Consider the following 24,483-nt stretch of genomic DNA (forward strand, 5'->3'; position numbering starts at 1 on the left):
AAAAAGCAAACAAAGAATTATTATGATAGTAATTAACAAAGCCAAAAACCAAATTTTGAGTAAGTCGGGAATTATGAGGAAGAGTAACCAAATTCCCACTAACATTGCTATTATATTAGCAATGTTACAATTGGTAGCCATATAAAAGCTGCAGCTATGCGGGAAAAGATGATTGGTATACCTCAGAGCAGAGATAGACAAATTTGTTAATAAGAGATTCATAGATAAATTCGTTAGTGAATTCTTTATTTGCACTATCATAGCATTCTATAATCGCTTTGCATTGTCCCACTAACATCATAAAACTCTTTATGCACATTAGGAAGGATATAAAAACAGCTTATCTTTTAGATCTTGTTAAAAAAATCATATTTAAGTAGTGCAATTATACTAAATAATGAGGTAAATGGTGGAAGGAATAGAAAAGAACACCTAAAATATTCCTTTTTCCATTCTGCTGTAACGATTTTGAGCATTCACCCACCCCCTAATGAAAAGATTATAAATAAAAATCCTACCATACTGCATACTATAAGATCTCCAAAACTCATATCTCCATCGTTCTTTTTGAGTGTTCATTTTGTGGATTCATTAATATATTTATATTAATACGTATTATATTTTTTGTAGATTAGAACAGATCACATTTCATTCATGTATGGTAAGATTATATATGGCGTTATACATCTAGAAATTCTGAAATTTCTCAGTTTTTTATTGCCTAAAGAAAATGTTTCTGACATTAGAAAATATAGCGATAACTTTAAAAACAGTAAAAAATAACCCCATCTAGAGCTGGTAAAGGGCGTAGCTAATAAATAATGCGTATTTTTAAAGGGAAGATAGAAGTTAAAGGTGCAGAGAACACTGAAAATAAAGTTGGTAATGAGAGGAGGGGATATTCTATGTGGAAACACAAGCCATAGATAGTTTAATTGTCTGGCTACTTATTTAGAAAGACTTTTTCTTTGATAGTTAAGGGTATAGCAAGTGTTAAATCGATGGAGCGTATTTTTGTTTGGATTGATGAGGCAGATGAGTTAGCAAAACAGTTTGGAAAATGCTTTTTGATATTGCCATGAATTAAGAAGAACACCGATAATTACAAGATGTTGTTGAGAATGATTTATTGTTCTTGCAAAAAAAATATACATATAATAATATATAGAGAGATGTACTAAGTGCAGGAGGGGAGAAGTTGGTTACGGGGCGTTTAAAAAACAAGGATATTGTTCATAAAAATTGGGGGAGGGCGCTAGGTTATGCTTTTTAATGTTTTCCGGGTCGGATACATCCTTCAAATGTAGTGAAGGTGTGTGATATTTCTTTAGTATTTCAAAGTATTTCATTTCCAGTTCAATGAAAGTTGGAAGAAATGGCCATATTAAATATATTCTCTATGGTGCATTTAGATTGAACAAAGGCTTGTTCAAAAAAACATTTATGCTGATCTTGTAACATAATTATCAGGGATAAATTAAATAAAATAGAACAAAGTATCTGCATGTGAATAAAAACATAATGAAGCATGCAAAGAATTTAAAGGTAACTTTTAAAATTTTATACAAATGATAGAGTTTCTTTGTTTAAAATATATGGTATAAAATCTCGACGAGATAGATTTAACCTATTGAAAAAAGATAATTTTTAAGTCAGAAACTTTTTATGTTGATGATAATTTATTACATTCAATAATGGTTATATGAAATCCATAATAAGAAAAATTTTGAACAGTATTTATAATTTTGTAACAAGATGCAAGATTGGAAAATAATTATATAACAACAGTAAAGCAGCAAAACAAGATATTAAGTAACATCAGGTGAGGTGGTTAGATTACACATTAGAAGAGAAAGTATTAATACTAATGTTATGAAAAGCGTCTGGTGAATTTAGGTTATTAAATTGCAAGGAGTGAAGAGAGGTAAAATACGTAAATACGGATGGTGCAGTGGTTATGATGTACCAATAAACAGCGGTGGCACATTTTGGTGCACAGAACGAGAAGTTGTTAGAAAAACTATGAAAATAATGGGGGATTTATAATGTCTAATATTTACGATTGGTCTCTAAAGGCTGATGAAAATGCTTATTCAGATAGTATCATTAATTGGGCAGAAGGTCAGCCGCCTAGTTCTGTTAATGATAGTGCACGGGCGATGATGCAGCGCGTACGTGAATATCTTGCAGATAATGGTGGATCTATTAATTCAAGCTTTATAGTAAATGTGGAAGATAAAACAACATTAATTACCTTAAAGACAGTTTCGCCTATAAAGAAATACAACAATGATATCGTCATACGTTTTAAAGCTTGTGGTGTAAATATTGGCGCGACAACAATAACTGTTAATAATATAGGAGAAAAGCTTATCTATAAAGCTACTGATGCGGGGGTTATACCATTAGAAGGTGGAGAATTTCAAACAGATGGCATTTATGAAATGGTATATAATAATGGTGTTTTAATAAAAGAGCATGATGGTTGGTATTTATTAAATCCTACACCACCAAAGATAGAAAGTTTTCCCTCTGGATTTATTGCAACATTTGCTATGCAAAATGTGCCAAATGGTTGGCTTTTATGTGATGGTAAAGCCTATAAGCGTGAAGATTATCCGCAGTTATTCAGGGCAATAGGAGATAAATGGGGAAAAGACAGTAATAAAACTTTTAAAGTTCCTGATTTTAGAGGCATGTTTTTACGCGGCTTTGATAATGGTCGGGGTTTAGATGGTGATAGAAAATTTGCAGATGAACAACAAGATAGCATAAAATCGCATACCCATATTGGGAGCACTGAAAACGCAGGCGAGCATGCGCATAGTTTTAAGTATAAAGGAGTTGGATGGCCAGTTGGTGATATTGGGAGATTACCGAATCATTATACCTATGATGCGACCCTGAAAGGAACAACAGATTCTGCTGGCGCACATACACACAAGGTAACTCTTTCCCATACGGGTGAGGCAGAAACGCGCCCTGTTAATACAACTGTTGTCTATGCTATAAAATCATGAGTAATAATAATCTATACACCCTGATAATTTTGTTAACGCGGAGAAATTCCGCGTTATTTTCTATGCATATGAAGAGGAAATCTATATTGTTAATACGATACTTGATAGAGTCAGAAAGACAACTTTAACATGATTGAAAGAAAGAGTTAAGGATATAATTTATTATAAGAAAAAGAAAATCATAATTTTTTTATAATTGTATGATAACATAGAGAAAATATGTAAAAATCATTCAAACTGTGTCGTGAAGTGATCTGGAGATATATTTTTTCATAAGGTGTTTTGATTGGGGGTAAGGTGATAAAATTATTCAACCTGACGCATAAAAAAGTACAATATTTTTAACTTTTTTTGTGCAAAAACAACATACCCCTGTATGAGTTAATTCATCTCATAAAGATATCTCTCATCTTGTTGTCGATTTCATTTTTTTGCATTGCCATGGTGTAGGCTTTATCTGTAAATGATAGTACTCCTTGAGTGGAATCATCTTTATGCTTGTGAAGCAGCAGACAAATGCTATTTCTATACTCTCTCCTTATCCCTATATTCCGCATTGTTTTTGCATTAGGGGGCTTACAAGAAACGTTATTGATTTTATTTTAAAGTTTTTATTCAATAGTTTAATTCTTTGTTATATGCTAATAAGCAATTTTTTAATAGAGAGAGAAAAGTAAAAAATAACATTATAAATCAATATTTATTTATAAAAAAAGCTAAAGTAGATGTGTTATAAAGAAAATATTACTATTAAAGCTACAAATAAATCTTTTATGGATGGGGAAAAGGTACTTGATTTCTCTATGGTCCTTAGAAGATATAAATAATACACCCCATTATTATAACAAAGGCATTTGTACGCATTTCTTGAATCATTTTTATAAAGATAAAGTGATAAAAAGAGTAGGAAAACGCATATTTATGTTGTATAAATCCGGATTGTCTAACAGTGTAATAGAAAAACAAAGTTTTACATGTCTTTAGTTACTTAAAATCTTGAAAGATTTTAAAGTAGGAGCTTTTTCCAAAAATATCTGTAGGGCGCTTGGTCTTCTTTTTTAAAATGACAGATGACAAAAAGGAGTTCTTATAAAAATAAAAAAGATTCTTAAATATTTGCGGTTTTATTTTGCTATGGACTTTAGTTTTTAGATTGAAGCCGATAGCTTAGAGATCTAATTTCATAGGAGGATGCCGTTTGAGGGAGTATAAATGGAATATCTTCTTTAGGTAATTCAGAAACGTTTAAAGAACAATGATAAACATCGCGGAGATTTTGTGTTGTCAAAACGTTAGTTGCATTTCCTTCGCAATAAATCTCTCCATCCTTGAGCAAGATCATTTTATCTGCATAATGTGCTGCGAGATTGAGGTCATGAAGAACAGCAAGAACGCCGCCACCAGAATGGGCAAATTGTTTAGCAATATCCATAACGATGATTTGATGTTGAATATCGAGGCTAGCAATAGGTTCATCTAATATCATCCAGCGAGGAATTCCATTATAAACAGGTTTCCAGATTTGGCAAAGTACACGGGCAAGCTGTACTCTAGCTTGTTCTCCACCTGATAATTGGTGATAATATAGGTTGCCATAATCAGAAAGGTCAACGCACTCTAAAGCTTTTTGGATAAGATTTTGCAATTCGGCTTTGGCAATGGTAAATTGGTTTACAGAAAGTCCAAGCCCTACAACTTCATGGACTAAAAATGGAAATACGAGTGTTGTTGATTGTGGTAGCACAGCGCGCATTTTTGCCATTTCATGAGTTTTTGTTTGGCATACATTATAACCATTTAAGGTTATTGTTCCACTGTAAGGAATTTCACCACTCAGAGCTTTGATAAAAGTACTTTTTCCTGATCCATTAGGACCAATAATAATGGTAAAAGCACCACTTTTAGCTTGAAGATTAATGTGTTTAAGAATTTGCTTCTTTCCGCGCCGAACACAAATATTTGTCGCTTCAATCATGAAAAGTCTGTTCCTCGTTTGCATATAAGGATCCATAGAAAGAAAGGTGCACCAAAAAGTGCTGTTACAATTCCAATTGGCAATTCTGCGGGGGTAACAATTAAGCGTGCAAACGTATCAGCAAAAATAAGTAATGCTGCTCCCAAGAGGGCAGAGCAAGGAATGAGATAGCGATGATCAGGACCAATGAGCTGACGTAAAATATGAGGAACAATAATACCAATAAAACCAATACCACCACTGACAGCAACAGCACTACCACACATAAGAGCAACAAGGGGAATAGCAATATTTTTAACGCGTTGAATATGGAAACCAATATGGACAGCAACAGCTTCTCCAAGAGCAAGGGCATTAAGTGCTCGTGATAAAAAGGGAGAGAAAAGAAGACCAATAACGATGAAAGGGAGAACGAGCCATACTTTCAACCATGTGGCGCCCGCAAGAGAGCCAAGACTCCAAAAAGTGATATCACGGAGTTGCTGGTCATTTGCGATAAAAATCAATGTTCCGACAACTGCACTGCTTAAGGCACCAAGAGCAATACCAGCAAGCAACATGGTTGCAATAGAGGTAAAGCTATTATGCGTTGCTATTATGTAGAGAACAATCGTTGATAAAAGTCCACCAAAAAAAGCACCTATGATAACTTTGTAAGGTTCTAGAAAAGGTGTAAATGAAACAGGAAAAGCAATACCACTGACAACAATTGCTAAGACTGCTCCAAGTCCAGCACCTGCTGATACACCTACAATTCCAGGATCTGCAAGAGGATTACGGAAAAGTCCTTGCATAAGAACACCGGAGACAGCTAAAGCTGCTCCAATCAACAATCCCAAGATAACACGGGGAAGCCGTATGTCGATAAGCACGAGGTAATCACGCGTTTTACTACTTACCGAAAAATCTTGTGTAAGCATCACATGGAGGAGATCAACGAAAGAAACCTTTGCTGCACCATTCAAGAGCCCACCAAAAATACTCAAGGTAAGGAATATTATTAAGCTTAATAATAAAACCTTCCCCTGCTTTGAACGGTTTATTTTTTTACCTTCTTTTGCTTCAGGTAAATGCATCATGGATGTACCGTCTACCATTTTTATCAGCTCTTACCGTTTTGATTTGGACCATAAAGTATCTCAATAAGCTCTCTTGATGCATCTGCAGTGCGTGGACCAAATCCTAAAAGATACATAGCATCCATCTGTTTTATAGCATGATTTTTTGCTGCAGTTGTTGCTTGAACTGCCGGTATGGCTAAAATCTTATCAATGCTGGTTGATCTTGCACTATGTTTTACAAGTAAGATAACATCAGGATCTAATTTCAATAACGCTTCGCCATTGAGTAGTTTATATCCTTTATAATCGGTGATAGCATTGATAGCACCTGAAAGTTTTATCATACCATCGGCTGCTGTCCCTGTGCCAGATGCCATGACGCGTCCATTTTGTACGGATAAAACAAAAAGAACACGCTTTGGCTTTGTTACTTTCGCCAAAAGCGCATCGTTGTCTAAAAAATTACGCTTCAATTTTTCAATCAACGCAGCTGCTTGCACTTCCCGATGAATGGCTTGGCCAACGAGGCGAATCTTTTCTATCACATTTTCACGGGAGTAGTTTTCTGGTATAATCACCAGAGGTATTGATGTTTTTTTGAGAATATCAATTGTTGAAGCAGGTCCGCTTCCTTCAACAAGCAATATGCCTTCTGGGGCAAGTGATAAAACCCCCTCAGGTGAAAGAGCGCGCATATACCCAAGCACAGGAAGCTTGAGTGCCTCTTGCGGGTAGACGCTTGTACTATCACGGGCGACAAGTTGATCTTGGGCTCCCAATGCATAGACAATTTCTGTAAGTGCTCCGCCGATAGAAACAATTCGAGCATTTTCAGGAAAATGGGTTGTGGGTTCAGCAATTACTTGTTTAAAAAAACAGGTAAGAGAAAGCAGTAAACACATAAGAAAAAGGTTTGATAACCTATGCAAAAGAGATATGAACATGTTCGACCTTGCCTTATCTTAGTTACTGCTGTTTTTTTTGGCACGATGGTAAACTATTTAATAAAGAGCGCCAATCTTCACGTTCTTTTTGACCTTCCTTGCGTATGCCAAAGAATTGAATAATCATCTCATCATCTTTATCAAAAACTTCAAGTGAGCTGACATAACCATCAATCGTAGGTTTGCGGACACGCCATACCTTATTGATCCCAGAAACGAGTAAATGGAGGTGAAATTTTTGATCAAGAACATTAAGCCAAGGTCCCATTTGCTTAATGTTCTTTACTTGCCCAGTGAAGATTTGGATACATCCTCGATTACCAACAAAACACATAATTGGTAACTCTTCTTGTGCAACTTTTTTGAGCATCATCTCAACAGCTTCTATTTTTAACTCATCGGCAAACTCATTTCCGGCATGTTTTACAGCAACATGTCGATTAATTTTCAGTTCAGAAATAATCCCGTGAAGCTGATGTACATCAGTCATCTGTCGCCAACGATCTCGGAGTTTTTCAACATCGAGCTTTGCCGTATCACATTGTACTGCAGTAGGAACGGGAGAAATATCAAGTACAGTGGACTGATCGTCATGAAGCAACTTTTCAACAAGTGCAGCCCATTCTTCCATATTTGTCGTATCTTTAGAATAGACCTTGAAGACAGCAATACCATATTGATCAAAGAATTGCAAACTTTTCATAGTTTTTCCGAGAATTGTCACGTCATGCTCGAAACCAAATTTCCATTGTTTTGAAAAAATACGCAGGTCAATTTCACCAAGTGTTATCGGGATATGCTGGCTTTGAACAATTTTCTCAAAACATCCTGTTATTTCATGAACAGCATTTTCATTACGTGTCAATGCCATAACTGTTCCAAGTTTAGGAGCATTTTCCAAGAGAGTAGTGACATTAGCGCGTAGTTTTTTTGCTTTTCCAATTGTACAATAGGCCGCAATAAGTTCTGCTTCGGATATACCAATAGAGACCGCAAAATCGCGGCTACGCATTTCTTTTTTTTCTTCACGCAAACGAATAATCATCTCGGCTGTATATGACATGGACTTTCCTTATCTTGCCTATTTGAGAGTTAATTTTTTCAATTTTACAATTCAAAGATAGTAAGTCGAACCATTATCAACTAAAGGTTCAACCCACTACCAAATAAGCCCTTATTATCAACAGCAGAACAATAAAAATCGATAAATTACAAAAAATTAAAGCATCTAGCTCATTTTTTTAAAGAACAATGAGAACAGAAATGCAACAGTTTATTTTTTACCGATATAACCCTTTCAATTGATCAAATAGTTAACAAAAGTGACTAAAATTTTTGCACAAACGATACCTTGAAATTACGACCAGGTTGGCTGTAATAATCCTTTGGTGTTGTACTTTTAGCAGAAGGAAGATCTGATACATCCCAATATTTTTCATTGAACAGATTATAAACACCCGCTTTTACAACAAGTCCTTTTTCGCCGAATGGCTTCAACCAACATGATACATCAAAGATTTTGTATCCAGGAATCTTTTGATAATCAGAATCCTTAGCAACTTTATCGCGTTTGGCAGATGAGGTAAGCACGACATCTGCTCCCCAGATTTCTTTTGCGTATCCGATCCCAACAATCGTTTTTAAAGCTGGAATCGAGTTAAGATATTCATCCTTATCGAGATCTTTTCCCTGCGAATAGGCAAGAGTAAAATTGCTATGGAATCCACCATTAAGAGCTAAATGTATTTTTGCTTCAGCACCATAAATACGCACATTCGCACGATTTGTGTAATGGCGACGCGCAAATCGAAATTCCTCGGATGTCCCTTTATCTATAGTATCTATGAAGTCTTTATATTGATTGAAAAAGGCACTGAGTGAACCATCGAAATTTTTATTTTTATATCTTATACCAACATCATATCCATTGCTGGTTTCTGCTTTAAGATCAGGATTTCCTTTTACATAATAAGCAGAGGGTTTTATATAAGAGACGTAGAGTTCTGAAACACGTGGTGCACGAAAAGCTTGCGCCCATTGAGCGTAGAGCGTTACTTGATTACGAACATCCCACTCCATACGTAATTTTGGAGAAAAACGCGCACCACTTCTTTCTGAAGGAAATTTGTCAGAAAATAGTGCTTTCTCATAAGAGGACGTTTTCTGAGGGACGTACTTATACCAATCATAACGAACTCCAGGTGTTATACGGAAATGGTTATCAGCAAAGCCAATTTCATCTTCAAAAACAAAACCAAAATTGTAGCCATTCGTATCCGGTGAATCTGACCGATTAGCAGGCAAAAAGAGGCACCCTCCTGCATTTTCCGCCAAATGACAATTATCTTTACCTAACAAATAATGATGAAATTTAGATGACAAAACATTAGTGGCAAATTTTAACGTATGATCTAAAGTGCCAATATGAATTTTCTTGAGAGTATCGGCATTAAAACCATAATTGGTATTACGCAAAAAATTATCTCTCAAATAATCGCCTTTAGGTGCCGCAACACGAAACCCAGTCATAATATAACGATTTGACTGTTTTTGCCAATAAATCTGCCCACGAAACGCATCAAAAACAGCATCTTCATTGCCGTTATAGTCATAAGAAAGAGAAAGGCGTTCACGGAGTTTGTTGTCTTTATCATAAACGGAACCTGGAGCATATTTTTTAGAAGCATCCAATGAATGTATATCAACATTGTAACCAAAACGCTCCGCGGTAAAACCAAGCCGGTGATTGTCATCAAGGTATTGGTGAATTTTAAAGAGCAAATTATTTTGGTCAAAATGAGCAGGGTTTTTACGTGTGCGTTCTTCATAGCCTTCTAGAGTTCCCATATTTTTGCGCTCATGACCTTCCGCATAAGAACCTTGGAAAAGTAAAAACGTTTGTTGAGCACGCACTGCAACAGCTTGATTTATGTGCCAACTATTATCAACAGAATGATAACCACCTTTTATAAGAGCACCCCAATTCTTCTCTTCTGTGATAAGATCTTCAGGATTAAGGGTACGCAACGCAATAACTCCTCCTAGTGCACCAGATCCGTAAAGACTAGAATCCGATCCCTGAATAATATCAAGTGTAGAAAGTGCACTAAAGTCAAACGTTGTGTTACCACCATTCCCACGCAGTATATCGTCGAACCATGGAAGAACAATACCATCCATTGTTGTGAGAACACGGTTTGCCTCTAAACCACGAATGACAAAACTGTTGTTTCTTGGGTTATAGGTTACGGATGGATCAAGACGACTAATATCATAGGCACTAGTTATTTGTTTTTCACTAATATCCTTAGCAGTTTTACGATCTGTCAGAATAGTTACTGAATCCAAAACCGATCCTATTTTTTTCTCTTCAATAACAATTGGTTTAAGTTCAGTTACAGCACCCTTATTTTTACTCTGTGCAAAAACAAAAGAAGGTACACAGACCGATAACGCACTTAAAATCACACAGCTTTTATAGATATTTTTTCGTCTTATTTGCATGATACATCACAACCCTTTTAAGCATCCCCTCTCTGTTTGGAAATTTTATATTACATACAAAAAGGCTGGACTCGCTGATTAAAACTTGCCAGCCAAGCAGAAATGATTTTGCCAACAACACAAAATCACTAGAAAACCATATTAAACATGACAAAATCAGTCAAGAAAAAAGTTGCAATTTCAAAATAGCCTGTTTTAATGAGATTGAACACCAATAATAAGCTTAAAATAGTGGCAGAAGAAACGATGCATTTTATAAATACGAAGCAATTATTAACTCGTTGGATTGGTGCATTTGTTGGAGCTTTCTTTTTGCATGTATTATTGGGAGCGCAGTTTTATTTTCAAAGTATTGGTGTAAGTAATGGCTTGCTCTCGTCGGAGATTATGCTGACTTTTGTGCAAGAAACTGTATATCCGGATGTTGATACAGACTTGTCAGATATTCATACAGAGTCGGATATTAATACAGAGCCAAAAGTATTACAGTCTGATCTTTTAGAGAAGGAGTCAGAGGAATTGGAATCCGTGGATGAAGTTCAATCGGAAGAACCTCAGCATATGGTAGAACAAGATGACTTAAAGTCTTTGGAAGACCCCCTTCCTCAAAAAGTGGAGCATAAAGCGTTTATCAAAAAAACAATACCGATGCCAAAGGCTGTAGTAAAGCGCTCCAATGCAAAGGCGGTACGTTCTTCTTCCACCAACAAGGGCGTCGGGACAGCAGGGCTTGAAGATATGTTGTTAATGGAGTGGTTAGCAAAGGTACAGTCACAATTAGAAAGGCAAAAAAATTATGTTGTAGGACAGCGTACTAGCCGAGCAAAAGGAACGGTGAAGTTAGAGTTTAGGGTGCATGAGCAGGGAAGCATTTTTTCTAGCCGTGTTGTCGCTTCTGCTGGAGATCCAGAACTTGATCGATTAGCTATGGCAGCACTTCACCGCGTTGGTTCTTTTCCACCACCACCACCATCAAAAGCGAATAAAAAAATCAGAGTATCTCTGATATTTAGCTGATTTTTATGCGGGGAATTTTTCTTATAAGATATTGATTTATAATGATTGTTTATAATTTTAATGAAAGTGCAAATATAGTTCGTTCGAATTTTTTGACATTGAATCAATCAAAACTATCCGCTTACTTATGACACAAGTTGAGGGGAAGCATGGATAAAAACTTCTAAAAAGCAGTGAATATACTTCTTATGAATGCTCTAAATGAAAGGGCTGTTGCAACATTGGGAGTTAAGGATGATAGAGCTATAGCTTTTATTAAGTAAAGGTTAATCGTGTCTAATCGATTTTTATACCATTCGTGAGAGGGTTTTTGTAAGTACTTTTCAGATACACCGTTGTGAAATGGACTTAGAAACATTAAAATAAAACAAGAATATAAATAAGAAAAACATACTATTTTGGGGTGCTCTGTTTTGTGTAAAGGATATGAGCTTATATGCGAAAATGAGAAAAATAAAAAGCAAAGCTTTATCTTCATCATTAAAAGATATTGACATATTTAAAAGTCGTAAAACCGAATGAAAAGGGAAGGGGCAGAAGAGAATTGTTTGGCTTTAAGGCTTTCTAACTCAATGATTCTGTTTTTCTGTTATTAGAGATAATCCAAATGATATATATAATAACGTACTCTTCTTTGGTATAGAAATGTTATAAGCAGAACAAAATAATCTTGAAATATGCTGTTGTATAAGATTTGAATATTGAGTAATAAGCAACAGTAAAAGGATGAGCCATTTGTTTCACTCTTCTCTTAATATTTGTAATCATCTATGATATTTTTGTTTATGTTGAGAAGAAATGAACTATTTATACGACATGTTGATTTATAATGATAATTCATCATTTTGTATTTGGTATAAAAGACCCAAATAGCATAGGGTTTTCTCATTTTGAATTTATTGATACTGAATTAATTAAAATTACTTGCTTATACATCATAAGTAGGTTGGTATGTAGGTACTATTAAATAAGGAATAAAAACACTTTTTATGAACGCTTTCAAATGCTATTTGGGAAGTTAAGGCATATTATTTATTTCCATCGACCAGAAAGAAGGTCGTTTTTTATATCTATTTTTCCAGTGAGTCTTGCTTTGTAGACACCATAATTTTCCATGACACGCATCACGTAATTACGTGTTTCTGTATAAGGAATACGCTCAATCCAATCAATGACGTTATCGAGAGATTGTCCTCGAGGATCGCCATAACGTTTTATCCATTCATTGACTCGACGGGGACCCGCATTATAGCCAATAAGAGTTAGTATATAGGATCCATTAAAACGTTCCAATTGTTCATTGAGAAAATGGGCACCTAATGTTGCATTATAATGAGCATCACTACTAAATTTTTTAGGGGACCATGCGATTGAATATTTTTTTGCCAGTGCTTTTGCTGTTGTAGGAAGCAATTGGAGTATACCTTGTGCACCTGCTTTTGATATGGCTGTTGGATTAAATTCGCTTTCTTGGCGTGCAATGGCATAGAGAAGCGATTTTTCTTCTACAGAAATATTAGCAGAAGCTGGTATAGCACCTAGAGGATGAGAGAGTGCACCAACATTTTTTCCCTGAAAAACAGCCATTTTTCCAATTTTGAGGCTGGTATAATAGTCTCCATTTTTTTCTGCCATAACAGCCAGAAGAGCTAATTCACCGGGGCTTTCTATTTTTTTTCCGAGCTCTCTATAAAAAGTTTTAGCAAAATCAGCATAGCCGGCTGCTTCAAGACGTTGAATTGCTTTGATTGCTTTTCGTGCACTAAAATGTTGTCGCTCAGCGGTTGTGGGTTTTGGAAAGGAAACTTTAAGCTTTTTTTGGTTGAGTCGTGCAGCGGCTAATTGACCATAGTAAGTTGCGCCAAAATGAGCTGCGCGATGAAAGTATTGTTGGGCATTTTTGTGTTCTTCTAGCTTTTCTGCTGTTCGTCCCATCCAGTAATATCCACGTGATGCAGAAAAAGGTAAAGAAGAGAGTTGAGGAATACGTGAAAAATGCTGCATTGCCAATTTAGGGTTATGAAGAAACCGTAGTGCGTACCATCCTGCATGAAATTCAGCATCGACGGCTAATGCAGATGTTATACCAGTGTGCATTGCAACGAGTTGATAAGCAATTTTTGGTTTGTTTAAATCGAGCATTTCACGAGAAAGGGCGCGTTGTTCTTTCCACAATGAATGAGGGTTCATAAGGCGGAATGCATTTTTTGATGTTTTCATCATGAGTGCTGCGGCTGCATCATATTGCTCTGTTCGTCGAAGATGGCGTATTTGAGCAAACTGAAAAAGAGGATCTTTTTGCCATGATCTCTCTACAGCTTTTAATTTTTGTGTAGCTCTAGGGTCATTTTTTTCAACGGCCACAAAAGCATCAAAAAGAGATGGAGCATGGGCTAATTTTGCAACGCGTGCTGCTGAATCAAAACGATACGCATACAGCATAAACTGCATGCGTTTCAAGTGATCAATAGGTTTTAATGCAGCACTTGCATTTTTAAGAACAAAGATTTCTTCTTTTGCATTAAGCTGTGTTTTATGCCACCATGGTGCAATAACGTGTTGAGCACGAGTGGTTTGTCCCGTTGCGATAAGTGCTTTAGCGAAGAGAGCCATCCCTTGTGCTGTTTGGGGCGGGTGATAAGAAAATTTTTGGATGATTGCGCGTGTGTCATTGGTTTCGTTAAGAAAAGCACGTTCAGCATTGCGTTGCATTGTTTCTATACCTGGCCATCCTTTTAGCATGTTGATTGCATTAAATATTTCAGAACTTGGTATATTAGCTTGGTTTGATACCCCCAGCGCCCATGTCAAAATATGACGATCAAGGCTGTGTTTTTCCATTGAATTACGAAGATTTATTGTTTTTGCAATATTGTTGTTTGCTAGTGCATCTAGCCCAGCTTTCAGTTGCTGAAGTGTAGCAGTATTGTGTGATGTCGTGTGTATCTGTTGAAGAGGCTCTTGAGCTTCTTTTTCGGTAAAGGGAATAGGGCGCACCAAAGGGATTGGCGCTTTCCCGTGCAAAAGGGGTGTTTGCGCGTATGCACTTGAAAATAAAATTCTTATTGCCAGTATAAGTGCAGTAAAGGTTGATACGAAAAGAGAGGTAGAAAATACATGCATAGAGAAAAGACCTTGAGACCTTGCTTTTTGTAAAAACTTAAGGATTTATAGAACGCAAGCATGAAAAACGCGTTAATATAGACGGCTTATTTTAAAGAAATGTGCACATTTAAGGAGAGGCATTTTCATCTTATGAGGGCTTTTTTTGAAATTCATCTTGCTTCAATGATAGAGCAAGATTATGCTCTATTTAAAATTTATAAAAGGCGAGATTATTAAAAAATAAAAGCGAACATTATAGGGAGTTTATCATGCTCAAGGGAGCTATAACTGCGCTTATTACACCGTTTGATAGCAAGGGCGCAATCGATGAGAAGGCGTTTTGTGATTTTATTGAATGGCAGATCACACAAGGGATTAACGGTGTAAGCCCAGTTGGGACAACGGGTGAATCAGCAACGTTAAGTCATGAAGAACATAAGCGGATTATAGAATTGTGTGTTGAGCAGGTCGCAAAGCGTGTTCCTGTTGTTGCTGGAGCGGGATCAAATAGCACAAGTGAGGCTGTAGAGCTTGCACAATACGCGCAAAAAGCTGGTGCAGATGCAGTTTTGGTTGTCACTCCCTATTATAATAGACCAAATCAATCTGGTTTATACAAACATTTTTCTTCCATTGCCAAGGCTGTTTCTATTCCGATTATAATTTATAATATTCCTGGTCGTTCTGTTATCGATATGGCTGTTGAAACGATGAAAGACCTTTATCAAGATTTTAAAAATATCATTGGTGTAAAGGATGCAACAAGCAGAATTGAACGCGTTAGTGAACAACGTGAAAAGTGTGGGAAGGATTTTGTACAGTTTTCCGGTGATGATTGTACAGCGTTAGGTTTTAATGCACATGGAGGTATGGGGTGTATTTCAGTTTCCTCCAATGTTGCTCCAAAGCTTTGTGCAGAGCTTCAAGCCGCTTGTTTTCGTGGTGATTATAAAACAGCACGAGAATTAAATGATCGTTTGATGCCTCTTAATCGTGCTGTGTTTATTGAACCTAGTCCAGCAGGTATTAAATATGCTGCTGCAAAATTAGGATTTTGTGGTGATACTGTGCGTTCTCCGATTGTTCCATTAACAGAAAGAACAAAGAAGATTATTGATGCAGCCCTCAGTCATGCTGGTCTTTTAAAAGCATAAAATGATATTGACAAAGCCATGAATAAAAAAAAGAACGCGTCCGTACGGAAAATAATTGCTGACAATCGTAAAGCACGTTTTAATTTTGAAATCCTTAATAATCTCGAGGCTGGTCTTGTCCTTCAGGGAGCGGAAGTAAAGTCCTTACGTTCTAATCATGCCAATATTGCTGAAAGCTATGCGAGTTTTGAGAATGGGGAATTATGGTTAGTAAACAGCTATATTCCTGAATATACGCAGGCTAATCGTTTTAATCATGAACCGCGACGTTTGCGCAAGTTATTACTTTCAAAACGTGAGATGGCACGTTTTTTTAATGCAACGTCTCGTGAAGGAATGACACTTGTTCCTCTTAAACTTTATTTTAATGAACGAGGGTGCGTTAAATTGGAGATTGCTCTAGCGCGGGGAAAAAAGCTTCATGATAAGCGCGAAACAGAAAAAAAACGCGATTGGGGACGTGAAAAAGCAAGGCTTTTAAAAAGATATGGATGACGGATGCTATTTAGATATCCTTTATTTATAGTGCTGGTTTAAAACAGTTTTAGCATTGATCTAAGTATATTTTTGCTGCTTGAAAAATTTGGTGAAACATGGCGTCTGTCAAGCGTCCAGTATTTGTATTATAACGAGAACAGTGATAGCTCGAAAAGATCCGTAATCTGCCGATGTTATTGATTTCGCCGTGTCTAAAAGGGTGAGCTAAAACTTTTGTATTAAGGGCACGTATCGTTGAATGGTGCGCAATGGTACCTAAGGTAATAACGGCTTTAAGTTTAGGAAGATTTGTTAAAAGAGGTGAGAAGAAATAGCGACACGTGTTAATTTCTGCACCGGTGGGTTTATTTTCTGGGGGAACACAACGAACAGAGTTAACGATTGCTGCATCAATCAATTCAAGAGTATCGTCTGCTTTTTCTTCAAAGGTTCCTTGGGCAAAACCAAATTTTTTTAAAGTTGAATAAAGTAAGTGTCCAGCGTAATCACCAGTGAATGGACGTCCAGTTCGATTTGCTCCGCGTAATCCAGGAGCAAGCCCAACAATAAGAAGGCGCGTTGTGTTTGCTCCTTTATAAGGAAAGAATGGGCGCACCGGTGCGTTATACCAACTTGGTTCTTTTACACGCCAGTCAGCGATAAACTGATGGAGCCTAGGACATAAATTGCAATTTTGGGGTGGTTCTGGGCAAAGTGATGTTAATTGGCTATTCATGGTGTTAGGCATCAATCGTTTTTTCTATTTTTTTGAGTCTTTTATAGCGTATATGATGGATTATGTTTTGAGAAACAATCTATTAATGAATATAAATAAAATTTAATATAAACGTATTGCTCATTATTATGTAAAGAGAGGTAATCTTTCAGTAATTTATTTGATGAATAAGAGTGCAATACACATGATGTTCAAAGAAAAAAGTTCTCTCTTTAAATCAAGATATTATCATAAAAAGTATGCATAAGGCTGCCGTTATTGCAAAGGATTTTAAACAGCTGGTATTCCTTTTAAAAGGATGAAGACTCCGGACAAGTATTTTGTCAAGAAAGACCTTCCTTTGTTTGAAGCCAATTTATTGGAATGCTTTTAAGAGCAGCTTTGATAACGAGCATAAATAGATTATACCTTTTTATAAATTTTCCAAGAATTTTCTTAAATAAGTTCTTTAATCAAAAAATATAAAAGTTTGTGTTGTTTTTCTTGTGTTTTATTTTGATTATTGTATATACTTTTTTATCCGCTATTAAATTTTTTTATTTGAGAAAGAGGCATAAATGGCCCGCGTAACGGTAGAAGATTGTATTGATAAAGTTGATAATCGCTTTGAATTGGTGCTTTTAGCAGGTCATCGGGCGCGTCAGATTTCACAAGGAGCGCAGATTACGGTTGATCGTGATAATGATAAAAATCCAGTTGTTGCTTTGCGTGAAATAGCAGAAGAAACATTGTCGCCTGCTGATTTAAAGGAGGACCTTATTCATTCACTGCAAAAGCATGTGGAAGTAGATGAACCAGAAATGGCAAGTGAATTTATTACCCATTCAGGTGAAGCTGAAAGTGTTTTTAATACGTCGTCGCAAGAAGAAGGTACTTCATTTGATCATATGTCAGAAGAAGAGCTTTTAGCGGGTATTGAAGGTTTGGTTGTTCCAGAAAAAAGTGACGATTATTAATTGCGGCAATTTATATTACAGGAGTGAAGATATCTTGTCTGTAAGGAGCAGTTATTTTTCTTGTCTTTTATTGATAAGACGTGTTCAATAAGGATTAGGGGTGTGAAAAGATAAAGGATATGCTCTTATGATGCGTCAGTGTGAGCTTGTTGGACGTGTTCAACGTTACAAGTCTGACGTAGATGAGGCTCTTTTAAACAGGGCCTATGATTATGCGATGAGAAAGCATGCACATCAAAAGCGTGCTTCGGGTGATCTTTATTTTTCTCATCCTTTGGAAGTTGCTGCTATTTTGACAGATATGCGGTTGGATGAGGCAACGATTGCTGTTGCTCTTTTGCATGATACAATTGAAGATACAAGCGCTACACGAGCAGAAATTGATCAGCTTTTTGGTTCTGAAATTGGGAAGTTGGTTGAAGGACTTACAAAGCTTAATAAGCTTGATCTTGTATCAAAGAAAGCCGTACAGGCAGAAAATCTTCGTAAACTTCTTATTGCCATTTCTGATGATGTTCGTGTTCTTTTAGTCAAACTTGCTGACCGTCTTCATAATATGCGTACCTTGGGTGTTATGCGTGATGATAAACGTCGGCGAATTGCTGAGGAGACGATGGATATTTATGCACCACTTGCAGGCCGTATGGGTATGCAGGATATGCGCGAGGAATTAGAGGATCTTTCTTTCTTTTATTTAAATCCAGAAGGTTATCGTACGATTACCAATCGACTTTCTGAATTATTGAAACGCAACCGTGATTTGCTTTCCACAATTGAAAATGAATTGACAAAACTTTTTTTCGAGCATGGCATTAAAGCGAATGTTAAAAGCCGTCAGAAAAAATCTTATTCAGTCTTTCGCAAAATGGAAAGTAAAGCATTATCTTTTGAACAGTTATCGGATATTTTTGGATTTCGTGTGATTGTTGAAACAGTACATGATTGTTATCGTGCTCTTGGTGTCATTCATACGACATGGCCAATGGTTCCTGGTCGTTTTAAAGATTATATCTCTATACCAAAGCAAAATGATTACCGTTCTATTCATACAACAATTGTGGGTCCTTCAAGACAACGTGTTGAGTTGCAAATTAGAACGGCAGCTATGGATGAAGTTGCTGAATATGGGGTTGCTGCTCATTCCATATATAAAGAGCACGGTTCCAATTATTCGACTTTGAAGTTATCAAGCGAAATGAATGCCTATGCATGGTTGCGTCAAACGATACAATCTTTGTCTGATGGAGATAATCCAGAAGAGTTTTTAGAACATACAAAACTTGAGCTTTTTCAAGACCAAGTTTTTTGTTTTACGCCGAAAGGTCGATTAATTGCTTTTCCTAAAGGAGCTACGCCTATTGATTTTGCTTATGCCGTTCATACAGATATCGGTGATTCTTGTGTGGGTGTAAAAATCAATGGTCGTATTATGCCTTTAATGACCAAATTAAAAAATGGTGATGAGGTTGATATTATTCGTTCACACGCTCAAATTCCGCCAGCTGCATGGGAGTTTCTTGTTGTCACAGGTAAAGCACGTTCAGCTATTCGACGAGCAAGCCGTGCCGCGGTACGTAAACAATATTCGGGTTTAGGATATCGTATTCTCGAGCGTTCATTTGAATATATGGGAAAACAATTTTCAAAAGACGTGTTGAAGAAAGTTTTGCCACGTTTAGCACGTAAAGATGTAGAGGATGTATTGGCTGCTGTTGGGCGTGGAGAGCTGTTTTCCGCTGATGTGATTAAAGCGGTTTATCCTGATTATCAAGATCACCGTGTGGTACAAAAGTCATCTTTTAAGCCTGGGGAAGAAGGTTGGTTTAATATTGAAAATGCTCAAGGTATGATTTTTAAAGTTCCAGAAAATGAAAAGAATGCAATGGTCGAAAATCATCAATCTAAAGCATTGCCTATTAGAGGAACCCGTGGAGACATACCCGTACGTTTTTCACCGGAAGGAGCAGTACCTGGAGATCGGATTGTTGGTATTCTGCAGCCAGGGGCTGGGATCGTTATTTATCCAATACAGTCTTCAGCTTTGATGGCGTATGATGATCAGCCAGAACGCTGGATTGATGTTCGCTGGGATATTGATGCCCAAATGAATGAACGTTTTCCTGCACGGATGAATGTTTTGGTTGTAAATAGTCCTGGTTCTTTGGCTGAAATTACACAAATAATTTCTGCTAATGATGCCAATATCCAAAATTTATCTTTTATCCGTACAGCCCCAGATTTTACAGAAATTATGATTGATTTGGAAGTGTGGGATTTAAAACATTTGAATCGTATTTTTTCTCAGTTAAAAGAGGCAGGTTCAGTAAGTACAGTACGGCGGGTTCATGGATGAAAAGAAAGATTTTGCAATGAATACACAAGATGTCATTGATATTTTTAAACAAGCAGATGCTATTCTAGAAGGGCATTTTATTTTAACATCGGGGCGCCATAGTGCGACTTATATGCAAAAAGCGAAAGTATTCATGCATGCTGACTTGACGGAAAAGTTATGTCGTGGATTGGCTGAAAAAATCAAAAAATCTATCGAGGGAAAAATTGATTATGTTGTTGGTCCCGCAATTGGTGGTCTTATTCCTTCCTATGAAACTTCACGTCACCTTGGTGTTCCTTCTCTTTGGGTAGAGCGTGTAAATGGCATCTTTGAATTGCGTCGTTTTGAAATCAAGAAGGGTGCACGGGTTGTTATTGTCGAAGATATTGTGACAACGGGTCTTTCCATTCGTGAGACGGTTGAGGCGCTCGTTGCAGCAGGAGCAGAGGTATTGGCCAGTGCATGTATCCTTGATCGTTCTGGTGGTAAGGTCAATGTTGGAGTTCCATTGATTGCGCTTGCTGAATATGAGATAACCTCTTATACTAGTGATGCACTTCCTGCAGAGCTTTCTGTTCTTCCAGCGATTAAACCAGGCAGTCGAAATATTTAATTGTCTTTCTATTTTTTTTTGTGCAAAAGCTTAAAAAGATTAATTTGGATGATATAGATTATTTCATCATCAAAAGATGTATATTGAGAGTCATATGCTTTTTCGTCGTCGAGAACCAATAGATTTTGTAACGCGTATTCGACTTTGGTTATGGCCACGTCGTTCATTTTCTCGCTCATTTTGCTACATACATAAACGTATTTTGCGTATATCAGCAACACCGCATGAAGTAGCATTAGGGGTTGCTGTTGGCATTTTTTTAGCTTGTTCCCCTTTCTTTGGGTTGCATATTATTTTGGCAATATTTTTTTCTTGGCTTTTGCGTGCAAACTTCGCTGCCGCAATCATTGGGACGATTTTTTCTAATCCACTCACATTTTTATTGATTGTCATGGCTGATTATAAAGTAGGATATTTTTGTTTATCATTTTTTAGCGATGTCAAAGAGATTTCTCTTTCGCAAATTCGTTCTCTATTTAATGGTTTGACATTGTCAAATCTCTCTCTCCTCTTTAAAGGTGCATGGGACACAATTATGAGTCCTATGATTTTAGGTGGAACTCTTTTAGGTATTGTTTTTGGTGGTTTATCTTATATAGGTGTTTACAGAGCAACGGTTCGTTTTAAACAAAAGCGATATCAAAAGATTATAAAAAAAAGGCGTTTAAAGAAGCGTTCATCGTAAGAAAGATCAGGTAATATCTTATGATTGTTGGTCTTGGAAATGATCTGGTTGATATACGACGTATTGAGAAAATGTTGGTTCGTTATGGTGAGCGTTTTATCCAACGTATTTTTACGGATATTGAAAGAAATAGATCCGAAAATCTCAAAAAAAGCTCCTCTTCCTATGCAAAAAGATTTGCTGCTAAAGAAGCATGTGCTAAAGCCTTAGGAACGGGAATCGCTTGTGGTATCAATTGGAAAGACATGGGGGTAGTTAATTTGCCATCTGGTAAACCAATAATGCAATTAACAAATCGTGCGCAAGTGCAACTTCAAAAGTTATTACCTCCTCATCATGAGGCAGTTATTCATCTTAGCATAACAGATGATTTTCCTTGGGCACAGGCATTTATTATTATCGAAGCACTTCCACGTGGATAGATAGTGTGAGAGATTGTGCTTTTGTGATTTGAATATTATGATGAAAAAAAATTATATCTGTGATGAGAAGGCAGTTGGTGATGATCCAAAAAGATAAAGTGCATAAAAAAGAAAAAAAAGGTGGGCTTCGTGAATTTATTTCTGTTTTAATACAGGCTCTGCTTTTAGCAGCGTTTATTCGGACACTTTTTTTCCAGCCTTTTAGTATTCCTTCCGGTTCAATGCGTCCTACTTTGTTGGTGGGAGATTATCTGTTTGTTTCTAAGTATGCATATGGGTATTCTCGTTTTTCCATCCCCTTTTCCCCTCCTCTTTTTTCTGGACGGATTTGGGCATCTCAACCTCAACGTGGAGATGTAGTCGTTTTTCGCTTACCAAGTAATCCGAAGATTGATTATATAAAACGCGTTGTTGGGCTACCAGGTGATCGTATACAAGTCCGTCAAAGTGTTCTTTATATTAATGATGAGGCTGTTTCACGTCACTTTATGGGGGAGATTGATAATTCTGATATAACAGAGATGAACTATCCTGTTGAGGTTTATCGTGAGACAATGCCTAACGGTGTCAGTTATGATACACTTGATTTAGCTTTCATCCCGAAAGTTGATGATACAAAAGTCTTTGAAGTTCCTCAAGGACATTACTTTATGATGGGAGATAACCGCGACAATTCAGATGATAGTCGTTTAGATGTAGGCTATGTTCCAGAAGAAAATCTTATTGGTCGCGCGAGCGTGATTTTCTTTTCTATCAGTAACGGTTCAAGTGCTTGGCAGATTTGGCGCTGGCCATTTGATGTGCGTTGGAAGCGTTTGTTTTCTTTCATAAATACGGTTCATGATTTGCCGCTTATCAATCAAGGAAACAACGATGAAACGACTAATGATTGATCAGCTTTTCAAGCTGACGGGACATCGTTTTAAAGATGAAGAGAGGTTAAAGAAGGCATTAACACACTCGAGTGTACAAGATTCGGAACAGGGGAATTATGAACGACTAGAGTTTCTAGGAGATCGGGTTTTAGGGCTTTTGATTGCAGAAATGCTGTATCAACTTTTCCCTCAGGCAAGTGAAGGTGAATTATCAGTCCGTTTGAATCATCTGGTCAATGCACAGACATGTGCTGATATTGCGCGTGAAATGAGGCTGCCTGATATGATCCGTGTTGGTTTTGAGATGAAAAATTTCGAGGGGCGTCGACTCATCAATATGCATGCAGATGTCGTGGAAGCTTTGATTGCCGTGATATATCTGGATGGAGGATTGGAAAGCGTTCGCCCTTTTATTCAAAAATATTGGCAAAGTCGGGCAAAGAAAATGGATGCTGGTCGACGTGATGCCAAGACAGAATTACAGGAATGGGCGCATATCCAAGGCAATGCACAACCACATTATCAGGTTATAAAACGTTCAGGTCCAGATCACGATCCTGTTTTTATGGTAGAGGTAAGTATTTCTGGGTTTGCTTCAGAGATTGGGCAGGGAAGCTCCAAAAGATATGCTGAAAGAATGGCAGCTGAAAAAATTTTGCGACGAGAGGGTGTATGGAAAACAGTGAGAAAAAATGATCATGAGTGACGTTATGAAAACGCGTTCTGGGTTTGTTGTGCTTATTGGGATGCCTAATGCCGGTAAATCGACATTGGTTAATCAATTGGTTGGAACAAAGGTTTCAATTGTAACACATAAGGTACAAACAACACGAACTTTAATCCGCGGTATTGTCATTCATGATGATGTGCAAATTGTGTTGGTCGATACACCGGGTGTTTTTCGTCCCCATAAGCGCTTAGAACGTGCCATGGTCTCTGCTGCTTGGGGAGGGGCTAAGAGCGCTGATGTTCTGCTCGTTTTAATTGACGCTCAAAATGGTCTTTCGGATGAAGTTGATATGATGTTAGATATTGTAAATAATATGAAACAAGAAAAAGTTCTTGTTCTTAATAAGATTGATACAGTTGTTAAATCATCTCTTCTAGCGTTAACCACCAAAATAAATGAACGTGTAAAGTTTGCGCAAACATTTATGATTTCTGCTCTAAACGGTTCTGGTTGCAAGGATTTACTTCATGCGTTGAGTAACATGATGCAGGAGGGTCCATGGTATTATCCGGAAGATCAAGTTTCCGATATGCCCATGCGTCATCTTGCTGCTGAAATTACGCGTGAAAAACTTTTTCTTCGTCTTCATGATGAACTTCCTTATTCCTCAACGGTTGAAACAGAAAGCTGGGAAGAGCGTTCAGATGGTTCCGTTAAAATTAATCAAGTTATTTATGTCGAGCGGGAGAGTCAGAAAAAAATTGTCTTAGGAGCAAAAGGCGATACAATTAAAGCGATTGGTCAAGCAGCACGTAAAGAACTCATGGAAATTATGGATCAAAAGGTTCATCTTTTTCTCTTTGTGAAAGTGCGTGATAATTGGGATACCGATCCAGAACGTTATCGCGAAATGGGATTGGATTTTTTAAAATAA

At 37.0% G+C, this 24,483-nt stretch carries 19 protein-coding genes; 12 read left to right on the plus strand and 7 right to left on the minus strand.

The features are described 5' to 3' along the window. The first annotated feature begins 2,045 nt into the window (after window positions 1-2,045). Window positions 2,046-3,020 carry a tail fiber protein gene (locus ACFIJ0_RS01550; protein ID WP_375623453.1) on the plus strand — a complete coding sequence of 325 codons (975 nt, stop codon included), beginning with the start codon at window positions 2,046-2,048 and terminating at the stop codon, window positions 3,018-3,020. Between the two features lie 1,141 nt (window positions 3,021-4,161). Here ACFIJ0_RS01550 and ACFIJ0_RS01555 read toward each other — a convergent pair. The 5 genes from ACFIJ0_RS01555 to ACFIJ0_RS01575 form a co-directional block, all read right to left on the minus strand. Next, window positions 4,162-4,995: a heme ABC transporter ATP-binding protein gene (locus ACFIJ0_RS01555; RefSeq protein WP_375623455.1), complete on the minus strand. Its 834-nt coding sequence runs from the start codon at window positions 4,993-4,995 to the stop codon at window positions 4,162-4,164. Next, window positions 4,992-6,092, minus strand: a complete 1,101-nt coding sequence (locus ACFIJ0_RS01560) for a FecCD family ABC transporter permease (RefSeq protein WP_375623457.1) — start codon at window positions 6,090-6,092, stop codon at window positions 4,992-4,994. Before ACFIJ0_RS01560 ends, ACFIJ0_RS01555 begins: the two co-directional genes overlap by 4 nt. A gap of 5 nt (window positions 6,093-6,097) precedes the next feature. Then, window positions 6,098-7,000 carry a hemin ABC transporter substrate-binding protein gene (locus tag ACFIJ0_RS01565; protein WP_375623459.1) on the minus strand — a complete coding sequence of 301 codons (903 nt, stop codon included), beginning with the start codon at window positions 6,998-7,000 and terminating at the stop codon, window positions 6,098-6,100. A 22-nt stretch (window positions 7,001-7,022) separates the two neighbouring features. Further along, window positions 7,023-8,063 (minus strand): hemin-degrading factor, encoded by a 1,041-nt coding sequence (locus tag ACFIJ0_RS01570; protein WP_375623461.1) that lies wholly within the window; start codon window positions 8,061-8,063, stop codon window positions 7,023-7,025. A 263-nt stretch (window positions 8,064-8,326) separates the two neighbouring features. Beyond that, the gene (locus tag ACFIJ0_RS01575) at window positions 8,327-10,504 is read right to left on the minus strand and encodes a TonB-dependent hemoglobin/transferrin/lactoferrin family receptor (RefSeq protein ID WP_375644064.1); all 2,178 of its coding nucleotides are present in this window, start codon (window positions 10,502-10,504) and stop codon (window positions 8,327-8,329) included. Between the two features lie 246 nt (window positions 10,505-10,750). Between ACFIJ0_RS01575 and ACFIJ0_RS01580 the strand changes: the two genes are divergently transcribed. After that, the gene (locus tag ACFIJ0_RS01580; protein WP_375623518.1) at window positions 10,751-11,521 is read left to right on the plus strand and encodes an energy transducer TonB; all 771 of its coding nucleotides are present in this window, start codon (window positions 10,751-10,753) and stop codon (window positions 11,519-11,521) included. Window positions 11,522-12,553: 1,032 nt separating this feature from the next. Here ACFIJ0_RS01580 and ACFIJ0_RS01585 read toward each other — a convergent pair. Beyond that, the gene (locus ACFIJ0_RS01585) at window positions 12,554-14,644 is read right to left on the minus strand and encodes a lytic transglycosylase domain-containing protein (RefSeq protein ID WP_375623463.1); all 2,091 of its coding nucleotides are present in this window, start codon (window positions 14,642-14,644) and stop codon (window positions 12,554-12,556) included. A gap of 251 nt (window positions 14,645-14,895) precedes the next feature. On the opposite strand from ACFIJ0_RS01585, the gene dapA reads away from it, so the two are divergent. Both dapA and smpB read left to right on the plus strand, forming a co-directional pair. After that, on the plus strand, window positions 14,896-15,780 hold the full coding sequence (dapA, locus tag ACFIJ0_RS01590; protein WP_375623465.1) for a 4-hydroxy-tetrahydrodipicolinate synthase: 885 nt from the start codon (window positions 14,896-14,898) through the stop codon (window positions 15,778-15,780). Window positions 15,781-15,798: 18 nt separating this feature from the next. Further along, a complete protein-coding gene (smpB, locus tag ACFIJ0_RS01595; protein WP_375623467.1) occupies window positions 15,799-16,275 on the plus strand; it encodes an SsrA-binding protein SmpB in 477 nt (158 codons plus the stop codon). Between the two features lie 49 nt (window positions 16,276-16,324). On the opposite strand, the gene ACFIJ0_RS01600 is transcribed toward smpB, so the two are convergent. Further along, the gene (locus ACFIJ0_RS01600; protein ID WP_375644072.1) at window positions 16,325-16,993 is read right to left on the minus strand and encodes a uracil-DNA glycosylase; all 669 of its coding nucleotides are present in this window, start codon (window positions 16,991-16,993) and stop codon (window positions 16,325-16,327) included. Window positions 16,994-17,550: 557 nt separating this feature from the next. Between ACFIJ0_RS01600 and rpoZ the strand changes: the two genes are divergently transcribed. The 8 genes from rpoZ (at window position 17,551) to era (ending at window position 24,483) form a co-directional block, all read left to right on the plus strand. Then, window positions 17,551-17,949: a DNA-directed RNA polymerase subunit omega gene (gene rpoZ / locus ACFIJ0_RS01605; RefSeq protein WP_273791104.1), complete on the plus strand. Its 399-nt coding sequence runs from the start codon at window positions 17,551-17,553 to the stop codon at window positions 17,947-17,949. A gap of 127 nt (window positions 17,950-18,076) precedes the next feature. Continuing rightward, window positions 18,077-20,302, plus strand: coding sequence for a RelA/SpoT family protein (locus ACFIJ0_RS01610; protein ID WP_375623469.1), 2,226 nt, complete (start codon window positions 18,077-18,079; stop codon window positions 20,300-20,302). Between the two features lie 16 nt (window positions 20,303-20,318). Beyond that, window positions 20,319-20,897 (plus strand): orotate phosphoribosyltransferase, encoded by a 579-nt coding sequence (pyrE, locus tag ACFIJ0_RS01615; protein ID WP_375623522.1) that lies wholly within the window; start codon window positions 20,319-20,321, stop codon window positions 20,895-20,897. Window positions 20,898-20,991: 94 nt separating this feature from the next. Further along, window positions 20,992-21,582: a DUF2062 domain-containing protein gene (locus ACFIJ0_RS01620; RefSeq protein WP_375623471.1), complete on the plus strand. Its 591-nt coding sequence runs from the start codon at window positions 20,992-20,994 to the stop codon at window positions 21,580-21,582. A 20-nt stretch (window positions 21,583-21,602) separates the two neighbouring features. Then, window positions 21,603-22,004: a holo-ACP synthase gene (acpS, locus tag ACFIJ0_RS01625; protein ID WP_375623473.1), complete on the plus strand. Its 402-nt coding sequence runs from the start codon at window positions 21,603-21,605 to the stop codon at window positions 22,002-22,004. Between the two features lie 80 nt (window positions 22,005-22,084). Continuing rightward, a complete protein-coding gene (gene lepB / locus ACFIJ0_RS01630) occupies window positions 22,085-22,897 on the plus strand; it encodes a signal peptidase I (protein WP_375623475.1) in 813 nt (270 codons plus the stop codon). Further along, window positions 22,878-23,585, plus strand: coding sequence for a ribonuclease III (gene rnc / locus ACFIJ0_RS01635; protein WP_375623477.1), 708 nt, complete (start codon window positions 22,878-22,880; stop codon window positions 23,583-23,585). Before lepB ends, rnc begins: the two co-directional genes overlap by 20 nt. Beyond that, on the plus strand, window positions 23,578-24,483 hold the full coding sequence (gene era / locus ACFIJ0_RS01640; RefSeq protein WP_375623524.1) for a GTPase Era: 906 nt from the start codon (window positions 23,578-23,580) through the stop codon (window positions 24,481-24,483). The genes rnc and era overlap by 8 nt, the downstream gene beginning before the upstream one ends.

Source organism: Bartonella sp. OC68QHHN (assembly GCF_042193875.1).
GTDB lineage: Bacteria > Pseudomonadota > Alphaproteobacteria > Rhizobiales > Rhizobiaceae > Bartonella > Bartonella grahamii_A.